The 24,046-nt window shown below is 51.4% G+C and carries 22 protein-coding genes; 7 read left to right on the plus strand and 15 right to left on the minus strand.

Going from position 1 to position 24,046, the window contains the following annotated elements; translation table 11 throughout:
• The first annotated feature begins 71 nt into the window (after positions 1-71).
• Positions 72-766 (plus strand): IS1 family transposase gene (locus NAL19_RS20710; protein WP_263058317.1). Its coding sequence is split into 2 segments (ribosomal slippage): positions 72-318 and positions 318-766, totalling 696 coding nucleotides; the frame shifts between segments, so codons are not numbered across the junction.
• A gap of 149 nt (positions 767-915) precedes the next feature.
• Positions 916-1,473, plus strand: a complete 558-nt coding sequence (locus NAL19_RS20715; protein WP_225086227.1) for a hypothetical protein — start codon at positions 916-918, stop codon at positions 1,471-1,473.
• A 47-nt stretch (positions 1,474-1,520) separates the two neighbouring features.
• On the opposite strand, the gene NAL19_RS20720 is transcribed toward NAL19_RS20715, so the two are convergent.
• Positions 1,521-2,066 carry a hypothetical protein gene (locus NAL19_RS20720; protein WP_225086228.1) on the minus strand — a complete coding sequence of 182 codons (546 nt, stop codon included), beginning with the start codon at positions 2,064-2,066 and terminating at the stop codon, positions 1,521-1,523.
• A 113-nt stretch (positions 2,067-2,179) separates the two neighbouring features.
• On the opposite strand from NAL19_RS20720, the gene NAL19_RS20725 reads away from it, so the two are divergent.
• The gene (locus NAL19_RS20725) at positions 2,180-2,566 is read left to right on the plus strand and encodes a hypothetical protein (protein ID WP_225086229.1); all 387 of its coding nucleotides are present in this window, start codon (positions 2,180-2,182) and stop codon (positions 2,564-2,566) included.
• Between the two features lie 798 nt (positions 2,567-3,364).
• Entirely contained in the window at positions 3,365-5,038 is a 1,674-nt protein-coding gene (locus NAL19_RS20730) for a methyl-accepting chemotaxis protein (protein WP_263058318.1), read from the plus strand.
• A 111-nt stretch (positions 5,039-5,149) separates the two neighbouring features.
• On the opposite strand, the gene NAL19_RS20735 is transcribed toward NAL19_RS20730, so the two are convergent.
• From NAL19_RS20735 to NAL19_RS20790, 12 genes are all read right to left on the minus strand, one after another.
• Positions 5,150-6,349: an AI-2E family transporter gene (locus NAL19_RS20735; RefSeq protein WP_225086231.1), complete on the minus strand. Its 1,200-nt coding sequence runs from the start codon at positions 6,347-6,349 to the stop codon at positions 5,150-5,152.
• Positions 6,350-6,494: 145 nt separating this feature from the next.
• Positions 6,495-7,655, minus strand: coding sequence for an FMN-dependent L-lactate dehydrogenase LldD (gene lldD / locus NAL19_RS20740; RefSeq protein WP_263058319.1), 1,161 nt, complete (start codon positions 7,653-7,655; stop codon positions 6,495-6,497).
• 211 nt (positions 7,656-7,866) lie between these two features.
• Complete coding sequence (gene aldA / locus NAL19_RS20745) at positions 7,867-9,306, minus strand: aldehyde dehydrogenase (protein WP_263058320.1); 1,440 nt, start codon at positions 9,304-9,306, stop codon at positions 7,867-7,869.
• Between the two features lie 290 nt (positions 9,307-9,596).
• The gene (locus NAL19_RS20750) at positions 9,597-10,526 is read right to left on the minus strand and encodes a lysozyme inhibitor LprI family protein (protein ID WP_263058321.1); all 930 of its coding nucleotides are present in this window, start codon (positions 10,524-10,526) and stop codon (positions 9,597-9,599) included.
• A gap of 56 nt (positions 10,527-10,582) precedes the next feature.
• Positions 10,583-11,680, minus strand: a complete 1,098-nt coding sequence (locus tag NAL19_RS20755; RefSeq protein WP_263059760.1) for an acyl-CoA desaturase — start codon at positions 11,678-11,680, stop codon at positions 10,583-10,585.
• Positions 11,680-12,819: a fatty acid desaturase family protein gene (locus NAL19_RS20760; protein ID WP_263058322.1), complete on the minus strand. Its 1,140-nt coding sequence runs from the start codon at positions 12,817-12,819 to the stop codon at positions 11,680-11,682. Before NAL19_RS20760 ends, NAL19_RS20755 begins: the two co-directional genes overlap by 1 nt.
• Entirely contained in the window at positions 12,812-13,936 is a 1,125-nt protein-coding gene (locus NAL19_RS20765; protein WP_263058323.1) for a sterol desaturase family protein, read from the minus strand. Before NAL19_RS20765 ends, NAL19_RS20760 begins: the two co-directional genes overlap by 8 nt.
• 4 nt (positions 13,937-13,940) lie before the next feature.
• On the minus strand, positions 13,941-14,597 hold the full coding sequence (locus NAL19_RS20770) for a phosphatase PAP2 family protein (RefSeq protein ID WP_263058324.1): 657 nt from the start codon (positions 14,595-14,597) through the stop codon (positions 13,941-13,943).
• Positions 14,594-15,880, minus strand: coding sequence for a F390 synthetase-related protein (locus NAL19_RS20775; protein ID WP_263058325.1), 1,287 nt, complete (start codon positions 15,878-15,880; stop codon positions 14,594-14,596). Before NAL19_RS20775 ends, NAL19_RS20770 begins: the two co-directional genes overlap by 4 nt.
• A complete protein-coding gene (locus tag NAL19_RS20780) occupies positions 15,877-16,683 on the minus strand; it encodes an MBL fold metallo-hydrolase (RefSeq protein ID WP_263058326.1) in 807 nt (268 codons plus the stop codon). The genes NAL19_RS20775 and NAL19_RS20780 overlap by 4 nt, the downstream gene beginning before the upstream one ends.
• Positions 16,676-17,704 carry an NAD-dependent epimerase/dehydratase family protein gene (locus tag NAL19_RS20785; protein WP_225086240.1) on the minus strand — a complete coding sequence of 343 codons (1,029 nt, stop codon included), beginning with the start codon at positions 17,702-17,704 and terminating at the stop codon, positions 16,676-16,678. Before NAL19_RS20785 ends, NAL19_RS20780 begins: the two co-directional genes overlap by 8 nt.
• The gene (locus NAL19_RS20790) at positions 17,701-18,714 is read right to left on the minus strand and encodes a 3-oxoacyl-[acyl-carrier-protein] synthase III C-terminal domain-containing protein (protein WP_263058327.1); all 1,014 of its coding nucleotides are present in this window, start codon (positions 18,712-18,714) and stop codon (positions 17,701-17,703) included. The genes NAL19_RS20785 and NAL19_RS20790 overlap by 4 nt, the downstream gene beginning before the upstream one ends.
• Positions 18,715-18,930: 216 nt before the next feature.
• Here NAL19_RS20790 and NAL19_RS20795 point away from each other — a divergent pair, with 216 nt between their 5' ends.
• The 3 genes from NAL19_RS20795 to NAL19_RS20805 all read left to right on the plus strand — a co-directional run bounded on the left by NAL19_RS20795 (position 18,931) and on the right by NAL19_RS20805 (position 21,629).
• Complete coding sequence (locus tag NAL19_RS20795; RefSeq protein ID WP_225086242.1) at positions 18,931-19,272, plus strand: GlpM family protein; 342 nt, start codon at positions 18,931-18,933, stop codon at positions 19,270-19,272.
• A 29-nt stretch (positions 19,273-19,301) separates the two neighbouring features.
• Entirely contained in the window at positions 19,302-20,504 is a 1,203-nt protein-coding gene (pemB, locus tag NAL19_RS20800; RefSeq protein ID WP_263058328.1) for a pectinesterase PemB, read from the plus strand.
• A gap of 387 nt (positions 20,505-20,891) precedes the next feature.
• Positions 20,892-21,629 (plus strand): LuxR family transcriptional regulator, encoded by a 738-nt coding sequence (locus NAL19_RS20805; RefSeq protein WP_040032264.1) that lies wholly within the window; start codon positions 20,892-20,894, stop codon positions 21,627-21,629.
• Here NAL19_RS20805 and NAL19_RS20810 read toward each other — a convergent pair.
• The gene (locus NAL19_RS20810) at positions 21,607-22,260 is read right to left on the minus strand and encodes an acyl-homoserine-lactone synthase (protein WP_263058329.1); all 654 of its coding nucleotides are present in this window, start codon (positions 22,258-22,260) and stop codon (positions 21,607-21,609) included. The genes NAL19_RS20805 and NAL19_RS20810 overlap by 23 nt on opposite strands.
• A 267-nt stretch (positions 22,261-22,527) precedes the next feature.
• Positions 22,528-23,874 (minus strand): argininosuccinate synthase, encoded by a 1,347-nt coding sequence (gene argG, locus NAL19_RS20815; protein WP_263058330.1) that lies wholly within the window; start codon positions 23,872-23,874, stop codon positions 22,528-22,530.
• Positions 23,875-24,046: the final 172 nt, after the last annotated feature.

A 24,046-nucleotide genomic window follows, 5' to 3' on the forward strand; every position in this document is an offset into this window, starting at 1 on the left:
CATACATTAAGATGGGGGTGGTGCCTCTAATTAGTTGAATTGATATATAATGACTGCTTTGAGGTTTGCTCATGGCCAGCGTTAATGTTCATTGTCCTCGCTGTCAGTCTGTTCAGGTTTACCGTCATGGACAGAACCCTAAAGGTCGTGACCGGTTTCGCTGTCGTGACTGTCACCGCGTGTTTCTGCTCACCTATACCTATGAAGCGCGTAAGCCCGGTGTCAAACAACAAATTACCGAAATGGCATTCAACGGCGCCGGCGTTCGTGATACAGCCAGAACACTGAAAATCGGTATTAACACCGTCATTCGCACGTTAAAAAACTCGCGCCGAAGCGAATAACTTCCTCTCCGGTCGCTCATGCCGATGTAGCACTTATCTGTGAGCTTGATGACCAATGGAGCTTTGTCGGCAATAAAGCCCGGCAGCATTGGCTCTGGTATGCATACAACACCAAAACAGGTGGCGTTCTGGCTTACACGTTTGGACCGCGCACGGATAACACCTGCCGTGAACTTCTGGCTCTGCTGACGCCGTTTAACATCGGTATGATAACCAGCGATGACTGGGGCAGTTATGCCAGAGAACTCCCGAAAGATAAGCATCTGACAGGAAAAATCTTCACTCAGCGTATTGAGCGTAACAACCTGACACTGAGGACACGTATTAAACGTCTGGCCCGTAAAACAATCTGCTTCTCGCGTTCGATAGAATTGCATGAAAAAGTCATCGGGGCATTCATTGAAAAACACATGTTCTACTAATTGGACGCATTACCAAAATAGGACTGTATTCCTACAATCCCATCAAAAATGGGAATATAGTCCCATCATCGCAGTACAAATCGATCCACCAAATCACCAGCACCATCTCAGGAACATCTTCACCCGCAACAAAACAGGGAAAAACCGTCATGCGTTATCTCGTCCTCCCCGTCATCCTTCTTGCGTTAACCGGTTGTCAGGGGCTCACTACCTTCGATAAATACGCCACGATGCGCCTTTACGAAGTGTATGAAGCTAAGAACCTTTCTGCCTGTGAGTACAAGCCGCAGTTTCGCGACTGTACTGTAGATAAGCGCTCTTTTAACGTCAGGATTACCGACGATAAAAGCAAAATCGCGTTAGTGGTAGGAAAGCGCTATGCCTATTTCGGCTTCACGCGTGATGATTTTTCGCGCCAAACGCAGCCGCTGCGTGATTTCCTGATTTGGGCAGAAGATCCGAACGCGCAAGATAAACAGATCAAGCAATTACGCAAAGCCGGAAACGTTGGCGGAAGTCTGTTTTACAACACGGAGGTGGAATATCAGTTTGATTACCTGCACACGCGTGCCGATGTTGCGCTGCTCGTTGTTAAACCTCATCAAACGGCTGATTCTTATGGCTTGACCGTCGAGGAAGTGGAAAACCTGCTGTCGGTGATGGACGCTTGGTATGCCAGTACGTTTACCGGGAAACAGCTCACCTAAGCACAGTGAAGGCGGGCAAACAGATCACATCTGGCCGAGTAGCAGCATTAAAACTTATGCACTCTGGAATCAAATCCACCACAGTTTTTCAGCATCAAATCTTTGACCAGTCGGCGGTCGTAGTAGCCTTTTTCCGTCTTGAATACTTCGTAGACTTCGATGCGGCGTGGTGAATAAACATCAACAAATTTACCAGTAACATAATAGTAATTCCCCACCACGGGCTTAAAGGTCACGGTACTAAATCCACCATTGGCAGCAATCATTCTGACTGCAATATTATGTTGTGCACTGACCCAGAATTCACGAATCATCGTTGGCGTTTCGGGAATAGCTGGGAAGCCGAACTCTTTATTATTGAGTTTAGTTTGGAACCCAAACGCATTATTGGTGTAGCCATTTTCTGGCGCATCAATATTAATACATCGGCCAGTCGTCGGATACACGCGAATATAGTCGAGGTTACGATTATCGAACGTGATCCCTACGCGGTCAGCCCCCTGATAATCCTCCAGTTTATGACTATAGGTCGCTACCGAGCATCCGCTGAGTAATGCCGCACCTATCGCAATCAGAATAAATTTCCCAAACATCACCATTCCTTATTTTTATAAAATCAGAACTTCCTGATTATTTTATGCCGTTTTTTATTCGAAAATTTATGCCGTATTACCTCACCTTAAACACTATTAATAAACGAGGCAACATGGCAATTTCTCTCTATTACACCGCTAGACGCAAAAAATCCCTTAACCCACAAGAGATCTCTGCCGTGAAGGAGATCGTTCAGCGTCATTCCGTTAATGAACAAATTGAGAACTATCTGACAACCGGGGAAGGCTTGAACTGGGAATCCTTTGATTTCGCTCTCAACGTGAAAACCGGTAACGTGTTCAGAAAAGGAATCGTGCTCTCTGGTTCGACCAAACTTCCCGATAACGACGAGGAAGCCACCTGGGTTGGCGTTCAGCACTGGTGCCAATGTTTATCCGAAATACGCACCGCTCTGACGCACTGTGAATGGCACGTCGCGGTCAACGATCATGTGATTCCGTGGAGCCATGAGGTCAACGCCTATGACCCCACACGCTAGAGGGCGGCTTTCTGAAAGGCAAAGGCAGTAGAAAATCCTGCCCTTTCCCCTACATACTCCTGATTCCACCTAATCATAGACCATCGCTACTATTTACCTTATTCTCACACACGCCATGAACAACGTATTCACTCTTGCATCAAGCGGAACAAACATGAGTAAACCAACGATTGTTTTTATCGTGATTGCCATCATAGTCGGTTTAGGCAGCAATTTGGGCTGGTGGTAACGACGTCCCACACTTAAGGCTGCAAATACGTTGCCTTAAGTGCCTAAAAGAATGATTTTATAAAATGACAGCCACCTCTATAAAATAAAAAATATATTTTTATTCTTTAATATCATCATTTTAAAACCCAACGTTACTGCCAGAGATAAATAAAATCACCTTGCTTTCACCAGAGAAAACATCCCTTTTCCTCCGCGATTCCACCCGTAAAGTTTACGTTACTTTTTCCTATGACATGTTCAATTTCTATTTTTATCGTTTCGTTGATTTTAACGATCGATGAAACTATATTGATAGGTTTTTTCCTTTTTTGTTTTTTTGATTTTAAATGCTTTTAACGATCGATTTAATAAAGATTTTACCCCTTCGTCCGATACTCCATACCGTACAAGAATGTGGCTAAGCCAATCGGCTATTGTAAAAAATCAATGGCATACAACCCCTTATCCTATTGTTAAAAATGAATTTTAATTATTCCGCTTCACATAGGACTCCCAGGGCAATGACATCGCTTACCACCACTCATAACAATGATTAAATCCACATAATTATCAGGTAAAGGAAAAAAGATGAGCATCGTAAATTGGCGCATTGGTTATCGGCTAGGCATAGGTTTCTCTGGGTTGATTATTCTGTTGTTCCTTGTCGGCACCTTATCTGTCACCCGATTATCAGATTTCAATCAAAGTGCAAAATTAATCGTAACCGACACCTACTCAGATACCGTTGACGCAAATCGTCTACGTCATGCCATTGATGAAACGGTACTGGGCTATGACCGTTTATTGCTGGCAGAAGACGAACAACAACTGCGGAATGCATTAAATTCGATTGAGAAAATTCGCCAACAGGGCAGAACGATATTGAAGGCAATCATTCAGGACTCAGCGGAAAGCGATGATCCTACACTGCAAAAAATCATGTCGGATATGGCGCCGACACGCAATGATTTCATCGCTTCGGGCGATGCACTGATCGCCGCCATCACCGCAGGAAACCGTGAAGCCGCAAAGGCCGAGTTTGCTAATCGCTTAGATCGTGCTCAAACTCTTTTTATTGAACAAATCCAACGCTACGTCGACTATAAAGACAATGCCATGATGAAAACACTGGATGTCATGGATGAAGATTTTCAGCATTCTCGTTTATTTTTGCTGACGTTGATTGGCATCGGTGCGATCTCTGGAGCCATAGCCGCGTGGGTGATCACCCGCAGCGTAACCCAACCCATTCAGCAAGCACTGACCATCGCGAATCGTGTGGCTGAAGGCGACCTGACTTCACAGATTGTGAGCAATCGCCAAGATGAAACAGGGCAATTGTTAGCCGCGCTGAGCCATATGAATACCAGCCTATGCCACATTGTGAGCCAAGTTCGCGATGGTTCCGAGGCGATTTCAACAGCGGCATCACAAATCGCAGCAGGCAATCAGGATCTCTCCGCTCGTACTGAAGAGCAGGCAAGTTCACTGGAACAGACCGCATCATCAATGGAAGAACTCACATCCACCATCAAAAATACGGCTGACAATACCCGCCAAGCGATGGCGGTTTCACGCCAGTCATCTGAAGCCGCCGAAACGTCCAGTGTCGTCATGACATCGGTGACCCAAAAAATGCGTGGTATTCGTGATTCATCTCAGCGTATGGCCGAAATCATCAGCGTCATTGATAGCATTGCGTTCCAGACGAATATTCTGGCGTTGAACGCGGCTGTTGAGGCCGCACGAGCGGGCGAACAGGGGAGAGGTTTTGCAGTGGTCGCCAGTGAAGTACGTTCGCTGGCACAACGCAGCGCCACAGCAGCAAAAGAAATCAAAGAATTAATTGATGATTCAGTAAACAAAGTGCAAGAGGGAATGATGTTAGTCGACTCAGCCGAAGCGACGATGAATACCCTGACGAGCCATGTTTCTGACGTCAATGCCATCATCGCTGAAATATCTCAGGCCAGTCAGGAACAGAGTGATGGTATCAGCCAGATAAATATCGCGGTTGGACAAATTGATACCACAACGCAACAGAATGCCGCACTGGTTGAGGAATCTGCAGCAGCAGCAGTATCGTTACAATCTCAGGCAAATGTGCTAACACAGACCGTCAGCGCATTCAAACTGGCACAATCAGGCACACCAGCACGCTTATCCATCGTGCCAGAACTGGCATTAGGCACCGCGGGATCCCCCAACAGTTCCACATTGAAAACACCAAAAAGTGACACGCAGGACTGGACATCCTTCTAGTTCACAGTGGAGCCACACCCGTGGCTCCAGCGCTGTGCCGTGTGAGTTTATAAGGCAGGTCCTTTCACCCACACTCCGTCATTTGACAGGCTATTTTATCTCGACATCCCCTTATTCGGCTTTCTTACTCGCCGTTTCGTTACCTTCTCGCGCCCGATGATCCGCCGTCTGACTCCCCTCCGCATCAGCCTCTTCGGGAGTGGTCGTACTCGCGTACAAGCGACCTTCCTCGATAAAATCTTCGTCGATGCCTTCAATATTTTCCTGATTATCCCGCCCAGAGAGGATGTTCCAGCAGGCGATGAACAGTGCGGCAATCAGCGGACCAATCACAAAACCGTTAATCCCGTAGATTTCCATGCCGCCCAGCGTGGCGATCAGAATCAAATAGTCCGGCATTTTGGTGTCTTTCCCCACCAGCAGCGGACGCAAAATGTTATCCACCAACCCAATCACCAGCACGAAGAACGCGACGATGAAGATGGCCTGCCAGAGCATATCTGTTGCAAAGAGATAGATCGCGGCGGGAACCCAGATAATCGCCGAGCCTACGGCAGGGATCAGCGATAGGAACGCCATCAGCGAGCCCCACAGCAGGCTCCCTTCTATCCCTGCGATGGAGAACGCAATGCCGCCCAACGTCCCCTGCACAATCGCCACCACAGCGGTGCCTTTTACGGTCGCCCGGGATACCGCGGCAAATTTCACCAGCAGGTGGTGCTTAACATGGGTGGAAAGCGGTAGTGATTCCAGAATCAGGTTTACCAGATAGGAACCGTCTTTCAGGAGGAAGAACAGCAGGTAGAGCATCACCCCGAAACCAACGAAGAAGGTGAACGTACCTTTACCGATCAGCAATACGCTTCCCGCCAGATATTGCCCGCCTTTCAACGCAACCTGCGACAGCTCTTGCTGTATTTTGGCGGCGTTATCCAGATTGTGTTCCGCCAGGAAATGCCGCGCCCACTTCGGCAAATGCTGAAGCAGCTCCGCCAGCACCACCGGGAATTGCGTATTGCTGTCCTGCAATCGGGTGTAAACCCCGTTAATCTCAACCACCAACGAGGAAACAATCACGCCCAATGGAATGAAGACGATCAGGAAGATGATCAGGACCGTCAGTAGCGAGGCAACACCGTTGCGATCGTTTAATTTTTGCCGAATTTTGCTTTTCAGCGGATGGAAGATGACGGCCAACACCGCCGCCCACAAGATGGCGGAATAATACGGCGCCAATATGTCAAAAAACGCCAGCGTAACGACAAATAAGATCAGGATGAAGAATCCCTTCGTAAGCCCTTTAATATTCACAACGATTTCCCCTTCGTTCAATCTGCTCTCGAAATATAGAACGAAGTGGGACGTTTGCAATATAGGAAAAAGCCGTCGTCCGGTGAAATACTATCAGAAAGCGCGGCGAGGAGACGGTAAATGCCTCTCACCACGTCATCCGTGCTTACAGGCCATCCAATCGCCGCTGGGTCGCCTGCACCAGCGAGTCGGTGGTGATATCGGCAATGGCTTTAGCTCCCGTGAGCGTCATCGCCACGCGCATCTCTTTTTCAATCAGGTTCAGCAGATTAACCACACCCGCTTCGCCTGCTGCTGCCAGCGCGTAGACAAACGCGCGCCCGAGCATCACGCCATCCGCGCCCAGCGCAATCATACGCACCACGTCCAGCCCGGTACGAATACCGGAATCCGCCAGAATGGTGATATCGCCTTTCACTGCATCGGCGATAGCGGGCAATGCATGTGCCGTCGAGAGCACGCCGTCCAACTGACGACCGCCGTGATTGGAGACCACAATGCCATCTGCGCCGAACCTGACGGCTTCTTTGGCATCTTCCGGGTCGAGGATGCCCTTGATGATCATTGGCCCTTTCCACATCTCGCGGATCCACGCCAAATCCTGCCACGAAATAGAGGCATCGAAATTCTCCGCCAGCCAGCCGATATAGTTTTCCAGCGTCGTCGGCGTACCGCGATAGGCGGAAACGTTGCCCAGATCATGAGGTTTACCGTTCAGGCCAACGTCCCATGCCCACTGTGGATGTACCATCGCCTGCAACACACGGCGTATCGCCGCATTCGAACCGCTCATGCCAGAGTGCGCATCGCGATAGCGCGCACCCGGCGTCGGCATATCCACGGTAAACACCAGCGTCTTGACCCCTGCCGCCTGTGCGCGCTCCAGCACGTTGCGCATAAAGCCGCGGTCTTTTAGCACATAAAGCTGGAACCATAGCGGCCGATTAATGGCGGGAGCCACTTCCTCAATCGGGCAGACAGAGACGGTAGACAGCGTAAAGGGAATCCCCTTTTGCGCCGCGGCACGGGCAGCCTGCACCTCGCCGCGTCGGGCGTACATTCCGGTCAGGCCAACGGGAGCCAGCACCACCGGCATCGCCAGTTTTTCGCCAAACAGTTGGGTTTCCAGGCTGAGGTCGGAAACATTTTTCAGGATGCGCTGACGCAACGCGATATCCGCCAGATCGGCGGTATTACGCCTGAGCGTGTGCTCGCCATACGCGCCGCCATCGGCGTAGTGGAACAAAAAAGGCGGCAGCTTACGCTGCGCCGCCGCCCGGTAGTCCGTTGAAGCAGAGATGATCATCGTCCTTTCCCATCCTTCTTCTTGTTTGTGCCACTGTTACGGTAAGTGGAATGACCGTTACTGGAGCTGCTTTTAGTGAAATTATGCTGTTCACGTAAGTCCGTTTTTAGGGGAAACACAGGGGGAGGTTCCCGCAGGGACACCTCACCCCTGTGGTCGCCCCGTGTATCTCGATGCTTAAACGATCGGCATGACTTGAATAAAATTGCCTTTAGTGAAATTGAAGGTACGCGACATGCGTTTGCAGGTATTCCTGCAAGCCGTGCTTGCCGTCCGCCCCGCCCACACCGGATTTACGCCAGCCCGCATGGAAGCCCTGCATCGCCTCGAAGTTCTCACGGTTGATATAGGTTTCACCAAACTTCAGCCCTTTCAGCGCCTTCATCGCGGTGTTGATGTTTTGAGTATAGATCGATGACGTCAGGCCGTATTCGCTGTCGTTCGCCATCGTAATCGCCTCTTCCAGCGTGTCGAAGGTCGCGACCGGCAGCACCGGACCAAACACCTCTTCGTGCATGATCGGCATCTCTTGCTTCACGTCCACCAGCAGCGTGGGCGGGTAGAAATAGCCCGTACCGCTTTCGCGCTTGCCACCGAGCAGCACTTTCGCGCCCTGCGATACCGCTTTTGCGACTTTGTCTTCCACACGCTGTAACGCCGCCGCGCTGATCAGCGGCCCCATATCCAGCGCTTTTTTCTCCGCCGTGTTGCCGAAGGTCACCTGCTCCATCGCGGCTTTAATACGGGAGATAAATTCGTTGTAAATGCCTTTCTGCACGTAAACGCGCTCGGCACAGTTACACACCTGTCCGCTGTTGATGACGCGGGAACTGACAATCGCTTTCACGGCCAGATCGAGATCCGCATCATCCATCACAATGGCAGGCGCTTTGCCGCCGAGTTCCAGCGATACTTTGGTGACGTTCTGCGCCGCCGCCGCCATGGTCGCGATCCCCGCCGCTACGCTGCCGGTCAAGCTGACCATGCCCACTTTCGGGTTAGCAGCCAGCTCTTGCCCTACCGTCGGACCGTAACCGGTAACGAAATTAATGACGCCTTTCGGCAGACCAATGTTGTGAATGATTTCGGCAAAAATCACCGCATTATTCGGTGTGATCTCGCTCGGTTTAATGACGATCGTGTTACCAGTAATCAGCGCCGGTGCCGCTTTACGCGCAATCAGGAAGAAGGGGAAGTTCCACGGCAGAATCCCGGTCGTGACGCCAATTGCTTTGCGGAAAACGAAGATATTTTCATTCGGGCGGTCGCTCTGAATGATTTCCCCTTCATAACGGCGTGCCCACTCCGCCATATAGTCCAGATAATCGGCGGTAAACAGGACTTCAGTCTGTGCCAGACCGTGCGTTTTACCGCCTTCCGCGATAATAGTATCGGTCAGTTCGGCTTCACGCTCGCGGATACCATCGGCAATCTTGTGCAGCCAGACACCGCGCTCAACCGCAGGCAGCGCTTCCCAGCCCGGCTGTGCGGCTTCTGCCGCGTCTATCGCTCTCTTTGCATCATCAGCAGAACCTTCCGGGATCTGTGAAATAACCTGTTCTGTGGCTGGATTCACCACATCAATCCATTTCCCGCTTCTGTTTTCAACAAACTCACCGTTGATGTACATACGTTTCTGGGTGGTGCTCATGTCAGGCATCTCCAAAGTAGGGTTAGAGAATACAACGCATAAACGAGTTGTTAATAAAACACGTCTTTTTTGTGAAGTTTTGCCATGCTGCGCGTTCTGCGCGGCATTTACCTTTTCATGGCTGCCATCTCAGTCTAGCAAGTGGCAAAAAAGCCATGCTGAGCACGCCTGACGTAACACTTTTGCAAAGTCTCGGGGAACACGGGGAATAACGACAACGGAGGGGGAATAAACGAAGCTGTGGCAGACACCGCATTCAACCACGGCGCCTGTCTATGAAGCAGGAAATATTACTGTTCGTCGGTTTTTACGATCTCTTCCTTCACCTTCCACTTGCCGCCCACCAGCTCGCGCGTGGTAGCGACCATCGCCTGTTTCTCTTCGGAGTAGGCTTCCGTGGTTTCGGCAATCAGGACAGGCTGATTATTGGCGATCTGATAGGCAGACCATTGATGCCAGCAGCAGCCGCTTTTGGTAAACGTCGTGATGGTCTTACTTTTCTCATCAATATCGAACAAGCCGAGGTTGGTGCTGGCTAACTCGGTCAGCGACGCATTCAGAGTGAACTGCTGCTTTTTCACATCAAACAGGAACACATCGTAAGACGGCCCACCATAAGCCCCACTATTGCCATTACGCACGATGATATCCGCGTGGTGATCGAAGTTAGCGTCATCAATCACCAGCCCGCTGTTGTTCTCGCCGTAGACCTCAACCAGATTCGCCGTCACCTCACCCTTTTTGTTCAACTCGATAAACATATTTTCCATCGTGATACGCTGGAACAGCTCACCACGCCCTTTCTTAAAGATATCCAGCGTGCCGGGGCCTTCACAGGTTGAGTAAGAAGAGTCGAGATCGCACGTCGCCACGCTGAGCACAAAGTCCCACTGCTCTGATGCCTGCGTAATCAGGGAGATATTTTCACTCCCGGAAAGCGTCTGAATACGGGAAATCATCTCATTTCCCAGACAAACGTCATCCTTACAGCGGTCACGCTCGGCCAGCCACGCACGCTGCTCCTGACGCGCCTGCGCGTTGTCTGCCTTTTTCACGTAACCCTGATAGGCCTTATTTAATACCGCATCAAGCTGCTGTAAACGGCTGCTGGCACAAATCATTTTCTCGCTGTCTGTGCTGGCCTTGCTGCAATCCATCGCCCAGACGGACGAGGTAAAAAAGACCAGCAGGGATGAAACGGCCAGAGATAAATAACGCATGAGGTATCGCTCCTTGAAAAATAAAAAACCTAACTAGCTGATAAAATGGGTAATGGTTATTTTTCGCTGCCCTTTCCCATTTTTTTAAGAAACCGCTGCTGCTCAACCAAAATCGCCTTTAACGTAATGCATTGATAATCAATGCCGTAACGCGGGGCAACATCCGCAATAATTTTCGACAGCGCGGGATAATGCCGATGATTCCAGTTGGGGAAAATATGGTGGGTCAGGTGCATATTGAGCTGCCCTAGCCAATAACCAAGCCAGGCGGGACGGGTAGACCAATCCACCGTGGTAGAAAAGGTGTGCTGATAGCGACCATGCCTGAATAAGCCATCTTCCGGTGCCTGATAGAACGTTCCTTTTGCCCAGTGCGACCCGAGGATCAGGACGACAAAAATCAGCGACGACAGCATCTGGCTCAGCAGATACACCAGCAGCAGCGAACTGACGCTAATGATGGTCGCCGACAACAGCCAGTAAGGAATCGCCAGCGCCAGCAAGGCATGCAGCGCTTTTGAAAGCAGGAAAACACCCCAGCCCTTCACGCCCTGAAGCGTCATATTGCGCGTCACCTGCGTTTTCCCCGCGCGATCGATCCAGTCAAAAAACCAGATAATGCAGGGGAAGGTCAGCGACGCCACCATCGGCCAGTAGTAGCGCTGGGCGCGCATAAAAAAGCGAAACCGATGGTAGGGCGATTGCCGCAAGACGCCGTTCTCTTCGATATCCAAATCGTAGTGCTGCACATTCACGTGTGCATGATGGAAAATCACATGCCTCACTCGCCAGCAGTCGGAATCCATGCCGAGCGGAATACTCACCACAATATTGAGCAGGCGATTCGCCCACGGCCGCCGGAAAAAGACGTTATGAGAAGCATCATGTATCACATTCACCGCCAAAAACATGGCGGTAAAAATAAAGCCAAAATAGCAGCCAGCAAAACCCCATAGCGTCGTCTGTCGGAGGCTGAAGCCATAAAATGTCAGACACAGCGCCACCAGAAACACCGTCTTGCCGATAAACCCGGCGTTGGCAAAACGGTGGTCGCCTGTTTCCGCCAGATAGTCATTCGCGGCCTTCATCAACGCCCGATGCAACGCCAGATCGCGACCTTGCTCATAGCGCAGCGGCTTCAGCGGTGCAGGCATCATCTTTCCCCTGCCCTTTCTTCCACACCACGTTGCGCAGTCCGCCGATCGTTACCTTCGCCCATCAATTTTAAAAACCGGCGCTGACTGGCCAGTAGTTCACGATAGGTAATGCAGCGATAGTCCATACCATGCTCGGCGGCAAGGCGCCGTAAGATAGCGGCGAGCGCGGGATAATGGCGATGGTGCCACCCCGGAAAAAGATGGTGCGTCAGGTGCAGGTTTAACCCTCCCGTCCAGTGCTCAAGCCAGCGCGGCGTCGGCAGCCAGTCGCAGGCGGTCGCAAAGTTGTGCTGATACCAGCCCTGAGGCATGGCCTCCGCATCGGTTACGGCATAGAACTCAGCCTCAGCCCAGTGCGTACCCAGCAGTAAAAATACCACCAGCAAGGAGGCCAGCATCTGCCCCAGCAAATAACTTAGCAGCACGATGGCCGGGCTAATGCCCTGCGCAGCTCCCACCACGATGGGAACCACCAGTAACAGCAGAATATGGCCGACTTTGCTGCCGATAAAAATCATCCACCCACGGTAGCCTGACTGCACCACACGAGCGTTAACGGGGGTTTTACCCAAGCGATCGGCCCAGTCAAAGATCCAGGCGATATAAGGGAGCGACAACGACGCGACCAGCGGCCAGTAAAGGTGCTGATAGCGCATGTAGGCGCGGTGACGCTGAAAAGGCGTTTGGCGAAAAACCCCATTCTCTTCCGTATCCAGATCGTAATGTTCCACATTCGGGTAAATATGGTGGAAGTCCACATGGCGCAAACGCCAATAGTCCGGATCGATGCCTAACGGCAACGTCACGACCCGCCCAACGATGCGGTTCAGCGTTCGATTGCGGAAAAACGTATTATGGGAGGCGTCATGATTCACGATGATGTTCAATAACATCGACAGCATGATGAAAGAAAAATAGCTCAGGAAAAACGCCCACGCCGTCTGCTGCATTAAGCACAGCGCATAACAGGCAATGCAGCATAAAAAGAGTAATCCGGCCTTCACGAACTGGCCGCGATCCGCAAAGCGATGATCGTGGTTAGCGCGAAGGTAGGCCGACGTTTCTCGCTGTAATGCCCGATGAAAAGCCTGTTCCCCCTGCGCCGGATACGGTCTGGCGGGAAGTAGATTAGCCATTTTCATGCTCTCCAGTCAGAGGATATCGACCCCAGCCGAACGCCATCGCCACCCCGTGCAGCGCCAGCATCAGCATCGTTATCTTCCAGTAGAGCGCTTCCCAGCTCAGATAGACAAGAAACACCGCAGGGAACAGCAGAACGACCAGCAGCCAGACGTAAATGCCCCAGCGTCGCCCTTCGGAAATCCCGCCCAAGGCAACCGCGCCCGCCACCAGCAATAGGAAGAGCGCCGCTTGCGACAGGTTCGCGGAATCATAGCCGTAGCCATACAGGTAGACATAGCCCACCACCAGCGCAAACAGCAGCATGGCACCGGCAATCAGCGCCACTGGCGTACAAGCAAACGTCGCCTGACGCGTGCGGCGCACCGATAGCTTCAGGTACGACATAAAAGGCAGGTTACTGGCCCAAAACGGGTTTTTCGATGGCGTGTCTTTTCCAGCACCGTAGCGGAAAGGGGTATCAGGCAACTGTGGGCAAAAGCTACCAAACAGTTTGTCCCAAAAAATGAAGGTACCGCCGAAGTTCTTATCAGCGTATGCACGATCGTTCACGTGGTGTACGCGATGGTGTGCCGGCGTCACCAGCACGTTTTCCAGCCAGCCCAGTTTGGGTGTCATGGCGTTATGGTTAAAGAGTTGGACGCTGTAATGCAGAATGGACACCGTGACGAACACATACAGCGGCACACCGAGCAGCGCCAGAATCAGGAAGAACGGAATGGAGGTCAGCGAGGAGTACCAGGAGTTACGCACGCCCAGCGACAGATTGAAATGCTCCCCCTGATGATGCACCACATGCACCGCCCAGAGCACGCCAAAGGTATGGTGCAGACGGTGTAGCCAATAAAAACCGAAATCCCAGGCGAGTATCGCGAACAGCCACATCAGCACTGGTGGCCAGGTTTCCACCCAGCCCAAACTGAAATGCGCCGCGACATAGCCATAACAAAAAATTTCCACGCTGCGAAACAACCACAGCATGATATGCCCGGAATTCAGGTTGAAAGCCACGTCATGCCAGTTCACCTTCTCACGCTGCATCCACTGTAGAACCAGCGCTTCACCAATCACCACAACCAGCATAAAGACAAGGGGTAAGGCCAAATCGATCATGATGTCATTCCTGATGGCGCTTATCGTTAGGCAACAGAGCCCGTGAAGAAACAGCCCTTACCGCTTCTCGGCTACGCAGAAAAATCCATCCGGTCATGCCCGACAGCATCGCCCCGGTCACCAGATCGATGAACAGATGACGGCGCAGTTGCAGAATGGAAAAGGCAATCGCGGCGCCCCAGAGCAGGTACAAACCGGTTTTCACCTTGTGCTGGCGATCGCTCATTGCCCACACCGCCAGCACCGTTAGCGCAATATGCAGCGACGGCAGGCAATTTTGCGGCGAGTCGATAAGCAGCAAAAGCTGTAGCAGACGAGTGGAGAGATCGTCCCCGACGACCTGCGGATACACCATCGTGGTCGGAAAAACCAGGTACACCGCACCCGCGATCAACGCACTAAGTTGCGTGGCCCGGCGTAGCCCAGCCAGACGCGCGATCGGGCAGGATAAATAAGACAGCGGCACAATGATGAAAAAAGAGAGATACAGCCAGATCGCTGAAGGGCTAAAGGGAATCCACTCATCAACAAATGACATCGGCAGCACCGTTCCCTGCCCCTGAAACTGTGCGCTCAATTGATACACCACGCCGACCGTTCCCCAGCCGAAGAGCAGCGCTTTCAGCCGTAATAACGTCGCGGCTTGAGGAAATCGCCTCATGCTCTCTCCTTCAGGCGGCTAATCCGTCTGCGCTTCTGCGTAAACGCTGGCGCAATCTCACCGGCGGTGAGATGCCACCGTAGCCGCGATGTATCAATCCCCTGTCGCGCAAACTGCTGCGACAGACTGCCCCGACAGGCTTCCAGCGCTGGCAGGCTACACGCGGCGGATAAATGCAGCGTCGTTTCTCCCTGCTGAATTAGCCGATAGTCGGCATGCAGCGGCAGCGCATTGGCGATAATCCGGCTACAGAGATCGGCAAACACGGTCTGAGGCTCACCGTTGCTATCCGGCAATCGCAGGCTGTCATCGCTGCGCCCTTCGATGCGGGCAATCGCCATCGTCACTCGACCACATGCACAGGGCGTTTGTTGCTTCACCAACACATCGTCCAGCCGATAGCGCACAATCGGCTGCGTGCTGCGGGTAAAATCGGTAATGATGGGCGTAAAGCGAGTGTCATCCAGCCACTGTGGTTCGATGTGAATAAATTCTTCGTTGAGATGCAGCGTGCCGTATTCACAGGTCGAGGCCAGAAAGCCTTCTGTCGCCTGATACACCTCCCCGACCTGCCCGAAAACCTGCTGCAACAGCTGCTTATCTTGCGGTTCCAATACCTCAGCCACGGAAATCACCTTTTTGACCGACAGGCGCAGTTCACCGCGCTGTACCGCCAGCGCCAGTTCGCGCAGCACCTGCGCAGGTGCGACGATAATCGACGGTGACCACGCTTCCAACCGCGCAACATGTGCGGAAAACGGCGCAAACAGATCGTAAAACGACAGGCTGAGCCAGCGGTTATCCACGCTGTGGTACAGATTGTTATCCGCCCGTAGGAACAGCGCCACCCGCTCACCGGCACGTAAGCCGTTCGGCAGCATTTTCGCCAACATGCCCCCCGCCCACACCTGCTGTTCACGCGGGCTGACGACAAACAGACCACGCTGGCCAGACGTACCGGACGACAGCCCGACGCTGAACCCATTCACATTCGGCGTGAAATCACGATCCGCTTCGCTGCGGCGCGCGCAGGCAAGCAGGTCATCCTTCTTAAGCTCGGCGGTGTTCATCCGATCGAATTCGCCCATCATCACGGCTTTATCCATCATCGGCCAGGCGCTAATCGGCAGTTGGCAATAAGGCCGAAAATAGGGACTGCGCGCCAGCACCCGTCGAGCAAAGCGAGCAAGCTGGCGCTGTTGATGGCGCTCAAGCGCCTGACGGGTAGCAAAGGTGAGGCGTCTGGCACGGAAATAGTGCCAGAGGGTCATCAGCGGAATCATAGATCACCCTCATGACACAGCCGAATCTCGACCTGCCCGTTCAGGTGCAACTGGTGCAACTGGTCCAGCGTGTGGTAATAGGCTTGTGGATCGTCCATCACCAGATTCGCCAACCGCGACGGCCCACGACCTTCGCGATAGCTGTGCGGCGACCAGGCAGCATCGCTTGCCAGCAACACCCAGCCGTTTTCAGTCAGCACAAACGCGCCGAGGTGTCCGGCGGCATGACCGGGCAGCGGCACCAGCACGATCGCTTTATCGCTATCCGGCAACGCATAGCCTTGCGTAAACGGCGCCAGCTCGGCTGGCAGATCGGTAAGCGGAAAGTTTTCGACAAACTGGAGCGCCTGCTCGAAATGTTCAGGGATCAGCGCAGGCACAAACGCCCGTTTCAGGGCCGCAAAACCGCGCAGATTCCGCGTCTGCTGCCATCCCAGCGCCGAACAAATAAACGGCACGTCTGGGAAATCCCGCAGCCCCGCAATATGGTCGCCGTGAAAATGGGAAATAATCAGGCCGTCGATGTCCGCAGGCTGAATGCCCTGGCCGTGTAGCTGGTGAATCAGCGCGTCTTTCGTCTCGAAATGTACGGGCGTCATCCTGCGGTATAGCTGGAACAGACCAGAACGCGTGGCATCGGTAAAATGCTGCGCATAACCGGTGTCCCACAGCCAGCGCTTGCCCTGACTTTCCAGCATCCAGACGCGTGCTGGAAAACGGCACACTTTCCACCCTGCGCCACGCAGTGCCATACAGCCCGGATGCAGGCAGTACCCGACTTCAAACGTTGAAATATTAGCCATGTCCGTCAGTGCTCCGCTGCGCAAAATGTGTTTTGAACCAGCTACCGGTTAACGCGATGCCCTGTTGGAGGGAAAAACGCGGCTGATAGCCCAGCTCTTGCTGCGCTTTTTCCGCGCTGAGCGTCATATCAAAATTCACCGCCCCCGCGCTGTAGCGCGTCAGCAGCGGCTCTTTCCGGCTAAACCACGAGAACAGCTCCATGCCACCAGCCACCGCATGCAGCAGCGGATACGGCACGGCCTTAACGCGATAATGCATCCCCAATTGGCCGACCAGCAGTTGCTCAAGCATATCCGCAAGGCGTTCTGGTTCATGATTGGTGATGTTGTACGCCGAACCAGAAACCAGCCCCGAACGCTGGCTGGCAAGTGCCATCGCCTCCACCACATTGCCGACAAACGTCAGATCCAGCAACGCGCTCCCCCCGCGCGGGAGCCGCAGTACGCCGCCACCCACCGCGATCTGTTCCAGAACTCGCGGCAGAATCACGCGATCATGTGGGCCAAACAGGCCGCGCGGACGCAGAATCACGTAGGTCGTTTGCGGGTAGCGCGACGTCAGCGCCTGAAGCCGTTCTTCCGCCAGAAATTTGGTCTGCGCATAGTGATTGGCAAAACGCACCGCACGGTAGCTTTCATCAATATTCCGGTGGTGTTGATAATCAAAATAAATCGCAGGCGTGGAGATGTGCACAAAGCGTGGGATCCCCAACTGGCCAGCGGCCTCTGCCAGTCGTGCCGTTACCTCAGTATTGTTCTGATAAAAATCAGTATATTGACCCCACGGTGAGGATTTCGCGGCACAGTGCCAAACGACATCACTGCCGGTCATCAATAATCGATACTGCTCGACCGAGGTTTCGACCAAATCAATCCCGGCGAACTGCGCGCCCAATGCTTCAAGCTGCAACCCCACCGTGCGATCGCGCCCGCAAGCCAGCACCTGATGCCCAGCTTGAAGCAGCCATTCCACCGCGTTACGCCCCAGCCCGCTGGTCGCGCCCGTGACGAAGACTCTCATGGAATCAGTACCATGCCACCCAGCGTCAACCCGGCGGCCGTACCGACCAGCATCGCGGGTTCCCCTTCTGGCAGACGTTGCGTCACGATGGCATGATGCAGCGCCGTCGGAATCGACGCCGCCACCTGATTACCGTGATAGCGATAAATATCAATCAGCTTTTCCGTCGGGATCGCCAGCCGCTTCCGCATGTGTTCCAGCGATAAGTGGCTGGCCTGATGCGGAACCACTGCCGCCATCTGCTCTAGCGAGTAGCCGCTGGCATCCAGCAGACGTTGCAGATAGCCCTCAATCAAGGCAGAAGCCTGCCTGAACAACCGTTTTCCCTGCATATGGAACAGAAAATCATGCAGTTCCATCCCCGCTCGCGGGTTACGTAAGGTGCCGCCTGCGCGAATCTGGCACAGTTCGTTGCCCTTCGGATACGTTTCCAGCAGACACGCTGCAATACCGCTGCGCCCATCACCGCGTTCGACAATGGCACAGGCGGCGCCGTCGCCAAAAATCAGCGACGACTCTTCGTCATCCCAGTCAATACCGCGCGAAGCGAGTTCAGTAGAGACAATGGCAATGCGCCGATAGGCACCCGTATTTAACAGCCCAGCCGCCACCTGAAGCGCGGAAATAAAGCTGACGCAGCTGCTGTTAATATCAAAACAGGCCGTCCCTTTCGGCAAAGACGACGCTTTTAATACATGGCTGGCGCTATAAGGCAGCGCCTGAATGGGAATCGCAGAAGCAAACAGCAGCAGGTCAATGGAAGCCGACGGAATAACGCCGCGCGCCAGCGCGTCATTTAACGCCGCCACACCGAGTTCAGCCTGGCTAGCCTGATTATCCGCATGGTGGCGATAGAGAATACCGGAACGGCTTTCGACATAACCGGCAGGTTTATTGAGCCGTACATCTAATTCAGCCGACGTCACCCGTTGCGCGGGAAGTGCGCAGCCGGTAGCAATAATCTTTAGAGGAACCAATCCCTTAGTGAATGCATGATGTTGAGTATTCAATATCAATCCTTTCCAGAGTCTTATCGTTTTACCGGCGAACAATATCCTTATAAAAAAGGAGATTATCGTGCGCGATATTTATTCATTCTGTTGCTAAGAATAACGAAATCACCACGAATTGAAATCTTAAGCTGTATGATCGCACTATTCCATCCCGATACTTTTTCGCTATTCTCTGTGCATTCACGATGCTTAATTACACCAGAAGTTATACTTATGTCATTGTTTATTAAATCTGTTATTGGTGCGCTGATCGTATTACTCATCAGCGTACTGGCGAAAAGCCGAAACTATTATATTGCCGGGCTGGTGCCGCTATTCCCCACATTCGCGCTGATCGCACATTATATTGTTGGCACTGAGCGTGGGCTGGACGCGCTACGCGCCACCATCCTGTTTGGCATCTGGTCAGTGATTCCTTATCTGGTTTATCTCATCTCACTTTATTACTTTACCGCGTGGATGAAATTGCCACAGGCGCTGCTCGCGGCGGTCGTATGCTGGAGTGTATCAGCGGCAGTGCTGATCAAGATCTGGACGTGGTATCAGGGGAATTAGCTTCTGGCTTCTTTTATTAGGGTAGCGCAATGACAAAAATGACGTACCCCGGCACGGTTTCTCGCCCCATTCTTTCCGAGCAGGAAGCGAGTCGCTTTACGCCACGGCACTATTTTACGCCGCCTGAACACGGTAACCATACTGACGCCGACGTTTGGCAACCCGCGCCGATTATGGTCGATCCGGCTACGTGCTGGGTTGTGGGGCCGCAGGTGGGGGTGAATGGGGCAACCCACGCTCATGTTCAACAGGCGGTCAATGCCGCACTCCGAGCACAGCAAGATCAGGAGCGTATTGCCATTAAACTGTTGCCGGGCACCTATACCGGCACGGTCTACATTCCCGCCGATGCGCCACCGCTCACGCTTTTTGGGGCGGGAGAACAACCGGATGACGTGGTGATTCAGCTCGCGCTGGATTCGATGTTTTCACCAGCAACCTATCGGGAAACAGTGAATCCTCACAACGAATATCAACCCGACGATCCCGCCTGGTATATGTACGATCTCTGTGCGTCGAAGCAGAACGCGACGATTGATACCATTTGTTCCGCCGTAGTGTGGTCGCAGAGCGACCATTTCCAGTTGAAGAACCTGACAGTGGTGAATACCCTGCTGGATACGGTAGATGGCCGCGCACATCAGGCTATAGCGCTGCGCACCGACGGCGACAAGGTACAGCTTGAAAGGGTCCGCCTCATCGGTCGTCAGGATACCTTTTTCGTCAATACCAGCAACCTCCGCAACGAGTACGTCACGGATCGCTACAGCCGCGCCTACATTAAAGACAGTTACATTGAGGGCGATGTCGATTACGTTTTTGGGCGTGCAACCGCGGTATTCGAGCGTGTCCACTTTCATACGGTTTCAAGCCGTGGAGCGAAAGATATCCATGTATTTGCGCCTGACAGCATGCCGTGGGTGCAATACGGTTTTCTGGCGGTGAAGTGCCGCTTTACGGGTGATGAAGGTTTCAGAAGAGGAAGAAAAGCCAGATTAGGCCGAGCCTGGGATCAGGGGGCAAGGCAAACGGGATACCTGCCGGGTCAGACGGCAAACGGTCAGTTAGTGATTCGCGACAGCACGATTGACGCCAGCTATGACAGAGAACAACCGTGGGGAGCAGCGGCAACCACTGCACGGCCTTTTACGGGTAATAGGGATTTAGCCCGCAATCTGGACGATAGACATTTCAATAGGCTGTGGGAATACAACAATATCGATGAGGCGTGAGGGACTGCGAAAGCGGATAACAATATAAAAGGTGAGTGTTATTCGCGAAAGAGTCGCACTGATGGAATTAATTAGCCTGAACTGCCAGCGGCCTGTAAACAATACAGGCCATAGAACAGTAAAAGAATTTTATTATATTACTGATAAATCTCGCTTAATTAGCATTCCCTGATGTTAGCCAATCATCACGCCTATCCTGAGCGGTGTTTATTCCTTTTGCTTTACGTCCTTAACATTGTTGTAAGATTGTATGTTTTTAAACCGCAAAGAAAAGCTATACTAAGGTATAGGTATAACTATCGGTATAGTTCCTATAGATATACCTATAGGTATAGGTATATACTTTTTCTATTACAGGATGTTGAGTTTTCAGACTGAGGTCATGAGATGTCGCAATTATTCTCCAATAACGAAACTATAAGCAAGGTAATAAAAAATCAATTCGATACCGCATTAAGTCACTATGGCGACATCAAATATTCTTATATGGTATTAAATAAGAAAAAACCTACAGAAATTCTTATCATTTCAAATCACCACGATGAGTGGAGAGAGATATACCGAGCCAATAACTATCAACACATTGATCCTGTAGTCATTGCTGCTCTTAATAAAATCACACCTTTCCCTTGGGATGAAGATTTACTTGTCAGCACACAGTTGAAGATGTCAAAGATATTCAACTTGTCCAGAGAGCATAACATCACTAACGGCTATACATTTGTTCTTCATGACCATAGTAACAATCTGGTTATGTTATCTATCATGATTGACGAATCTAATGTAAGTAACATTGATGAGGTTATTGAGAGTAATAAAGATAAGTTACAAATGACGTTGATGAATATCCATGCAGAAACCATCTCTCTTTACAGAGAGATGATTAGAAACAAAGAGGATGAAAGGTCAAATGATAAAGATATTTTTTCTCAACGAGAAAATGAAATTCTCTACTGGGCCAGTATGGGAAAAACCTATCAGGAAATCGCGCTGATATTAGGCATTAAAACAGGCACCGTTAAATTCCACATCGGCAATGTTGTAAAAAAACTCGGTGTATTAAATGCCAAACATGCAATCAGACTTGGCATCGAACTACAGCTTATCCGACCGATTCAGTCATAGGCTCGAAAGACAGTGGCCACTCTCGTAGCTTACTTTCAACGAATTCTTGATTGTTATTTATACGACGAACTAACACATCCTGACTTTCTTTGTCGACAGGTAAAAACAGTAAATAAACCCTTTCCTGCTTTTCTGACAACCCTTGTTCAACAACAGAAATTTTCCAGCCAGATCGCTTTAATATTGTGAGCATAGGATGGCTGACGATTGTGTAAACGCCATCATACCCTTTACTTCTTGAGTAATTCACTGTTGCCAAAAAGAACATCGTACTAACGGGATAAGTATTACCTAAAATAGTTTTCGAACGAGCCTTATCTACAAAAAATCGGCTCGACTCAATATAATTCCCTTCGGGTATATCTACTTTATCAAAATAGGAAAAAAATGTGCCGGTAATCATATTCGGATATTTTGTTTCGATTAACCGGGAGCTGCAAATAACCTGATTATCCTCTACGCCGAAAAGATAGGTCGCGTTATCGTCATCGTATTGATCGAACTCCATCCCATTAATACATTTTACCGCCCAATTAAGCCGATCCTTGAAAGTTTCTTTTCTGAGAGTAAACAATTCTTCCGATTTTTTTTCCGACAATAGTGCGTAACTTACATCGAATATTTCTAACATTTTTCCTCCATTAAAAATTTGCAGCTAGACATCACAAAAACAGATACACCATCCAATACGTTCTTTCGCCTTTTAAAATTCTCGGCTTATTGTCATTGTATTCTGTCCCTTTCCACGATAGTTGTACAGATGCAACCTGCACTGTAAGCAAGAGTTCATATACGAAAAAACACCGCGAGAAGGCCAAACATAAACCTATGATAAACAGATAAAAAAAATCCGGAAACGCAAGACGATTCCGGATTTTTATCTTACTTAATCTCTGCGTTATTTCTCTGTTTTATCCTGCAATTGGCCTACCTGCGGCAGACCCGTGCTGGCAGAGGAAGAGAGCAAGCCTGTTTCAACATAGTTAAACAGTTTTTCACGCGTGTCCGTGATATCCAGATTGCGCATGGTCAGCTGGCCGATACGATCATCTGGCGAGAAGACCGAGTCGCCTTTCTCCATAGTCAGACGCTCTGGTTTATAGGTCAGATTGTCAGACACGGTATTCATGATGGAGTAATCATTGCCGCGACGCAGCTCCAGCGTCACTTCGCCAGTAATAGCGCTAGCGATCCAACGCTGAGAAGCATCACGCAGCATCAGTGCCTGAGAATCGAACCAGCGTCCCTGATACAGGAAACGACCCAGCTGACGACCATTGGCGTGGTATTGCTCGATAGTGTCTTCGTTGTGGATACCGGTAACCAGACGCTCGTAGGCAATGTGCAGCAGTGCCATTCCCGGCGCTTCATAGATGCCACGGCTTTTCGCTTCAATGATACGGTTTTCGATCTGATCGCTCATCCCCAGACCATGACGTCCGCCGATACGGTTCGCTTCCAGCATCAGTTCAACATCATCGGCAAAGGTCTTGCCGTTCAGCGCAACCGGATGGCCACGTTCAAAACGGATGGTCACTTCTTCTGCCGGAATCTTGACGTTCTCGTCCCAGAATTTCACGCCCATAATCGGGTTAACGATTTTGACGCTGGAATTCAGGAATTCCAGATCCTTCGCTTCGTGCGTCGCACCCAGAATATTGGAATCGGTGGAATAGGCTTTCTCGGCCGACATTTTATAGCCGAACCCTGCCTGCGCCATGAACTCGGACATCTCCTGACGACCGCCCAGTTCATCAATAAAATCGGTATCCAGCCATGGCTTATAAATCTTCAGTTCAGCGTTGGTCAGCAGGCCGTAGCGATAGAAACGCTCAATATCGTTGCCTTTATAGGTGCTGCCGTCACCCCAGATGTTCACGCCATCTTCTTTCATCGCCGCAACCAGCATCGTCCCGGTCACTGCGCGACCCAGCGGCGTGGTGTTGAAATAGGTCACGCCCGCTGTCGTGTTGTGGAATGCGCCACACTGAATCGCAGCGATACCTTCAGCAACCAGCTGCTTACGGCAATCGATAAGGCGAGCATTTTCCGCGCCATATTCCATAGCCCGACGAGGGATTTCATCGTAGTCATCCTCATCTGGCTGCCCCAGATTTGCGGTATACGCATAAGGAACCGCGCCCTTTTGACGCATCCAAAGCAGCGCGGCGCTGGTATCCAGACCACCCGAGAACGCAATACCAATACGCTGACCAACCGGAAGATGCTTGAGAATCGTTGTCATATATGTAATCCCTGCTCGAAAGATCTATGGTGATATACCCCTAGGGTATCAGCTTAGCCGCCACACCATTATGTTACGCCATGCATTCATGAGCGTTCGAGCCCTGCGCACATCCTACATCAGACGGGCTGGCCGATAATCAAAATAGACACGCTCACAAATGAATATTTAT

Origin of the sequence: Pectobacterium sp. F1-1 (assembly GCF_025643735.1) — a bacterium.
In the GTDB taxonomy this organism is placed as follows: Bacteria; Pseudomonadota; Gammaproteobacteria; order Enterobacterales; family Enterobacteriaceae; genus Pectobacterium; species Pectobacterium colocasium.

Coding starts and splice junctions, on each gene's coding strand:
- NAL19_RS20805 (WP_040032264.1), top strand. CDS start 20,892: ATGTCGCAATTATTCTCCAATAACGAAACTATAAGCAAGGTAATAAAA.
- NAL19_RS20785 (WP_225086240.1), bottom strand. CDS start 17,704: ATGAGAGTCTTCGTCACGGGCGCGACCAGCGGGCTGGGGCGTAACGCG.
- aldA (WP_263058320.1), bottom strand. CDS start 9,306: ATGAGCACCACCCAGAAACGTATGTACATCAACGGTGAGTTTGTTGAA.
- NAL19_RS20795 (WP_225086242.1), top strand. CDS start 18,931: ATGTCATTGTTTATTAAATCTGTTATTGGTGCGCTGATCGTATTACTC.
- NAL19_RS20810 (WP_263058329.1), bottom strand. CDS start 22,260: ATGTTAGAAATATTCGATGTAAGTTACGCACTATTGTCGGAAAAAAAA.
- NAL19_RS20780 (WP_263058326.1), bottom strand. CDS start 16,683: ATGGCTAATATTTCAACGTTTGAAGTCGGGTACTGCCTGCATCCGGGC.
- argG (WP_263058330.1), bottom strand. CDS start 23,874: ATGACAACGATTCTCAAGCATCTTCCGGTTGGTCAGCGTATTGGTATT.
- NAL19_RS20750 (WP_263058321.1), bottom strand. CDS start 10,526: ATGCGTTATTTATCTCTGGCCGTTTCATCCCTGCTGGTCTTTTTTACC.
- NAL19_RS20760 (WP_263058322.1), bottom strand. CDS start 12,819: ATGGCTAATCTACTTCCCGCCAGACCGTATCCGGCGCAGGGGGAACAG.
- NAL19_RS20755 (WP_263059760.1), bottom strand. CDS start 11,680: ATGCCTGCACCGCTGAAGCCGCTGCGCTATGAGCAAGGTCGCGATCTG.
- NAL19_RS20770 (WP_263058324.1), bottom strand. CDS start 14,597: ATGAGGCGATTTCCTCAAGCCGCGACGTTATTACGGCTGAAAGCGCTG.
- NAL19_RS20715 (WP_225086227.1), top strand. CDS start 916: ATGCGTTATCTCGTCCTCCCCGTCATCCTTCTTGCGTTAACCGGTTGT.
- NAL19_RS20730 (WP_263058318.1), top strand. CDS start 3,365: ATGAGCATCGTAAATTGGCGCATTGGTTATCGGCTAGGCATAGGTTTC.
- NAL19_RS20775 (WP_263058325.1), bottom strand. CDS start 15,880: ATGATTCCGCTGATGACCCTCTGGCACTATTTCCGTGCCAGACGCCTC.
- pemB (WP_263058328.1), top strand. CDS start 19,302: ATGACAAAAATGACGTACCCCGGCACGGTTTCTCGCCCCATTCTTTCC.
- NAL19_RS20765 (WP_263058323.1), bottom strand. CDS start 13,936: ATGATCGATTTGGCCTTACCCCTTGTCTTTATGCTGGTTGTGGTGATT.
- NAL19_RS20725 (WP_225086229.1), top strand. CDS start 2,180: ATGGCAATTTCTCTCTATTACACCGCTAGACGCAAAAAATCCCTTAAC.
- NAL19_RS20720 (WP_225086228.1), bottom strand. CDS start 2,066: ATGTTTGGGAAATTTATTCTGATTGCGATAGGTGCGGCATTACTCAGC.
- lldD (WP_263058319.1), bottom strand. CDS start 7,655: ATGATCATCTCTGCTTCAACGGACTACCGGGCGGCGGCGCAGCGTAAG.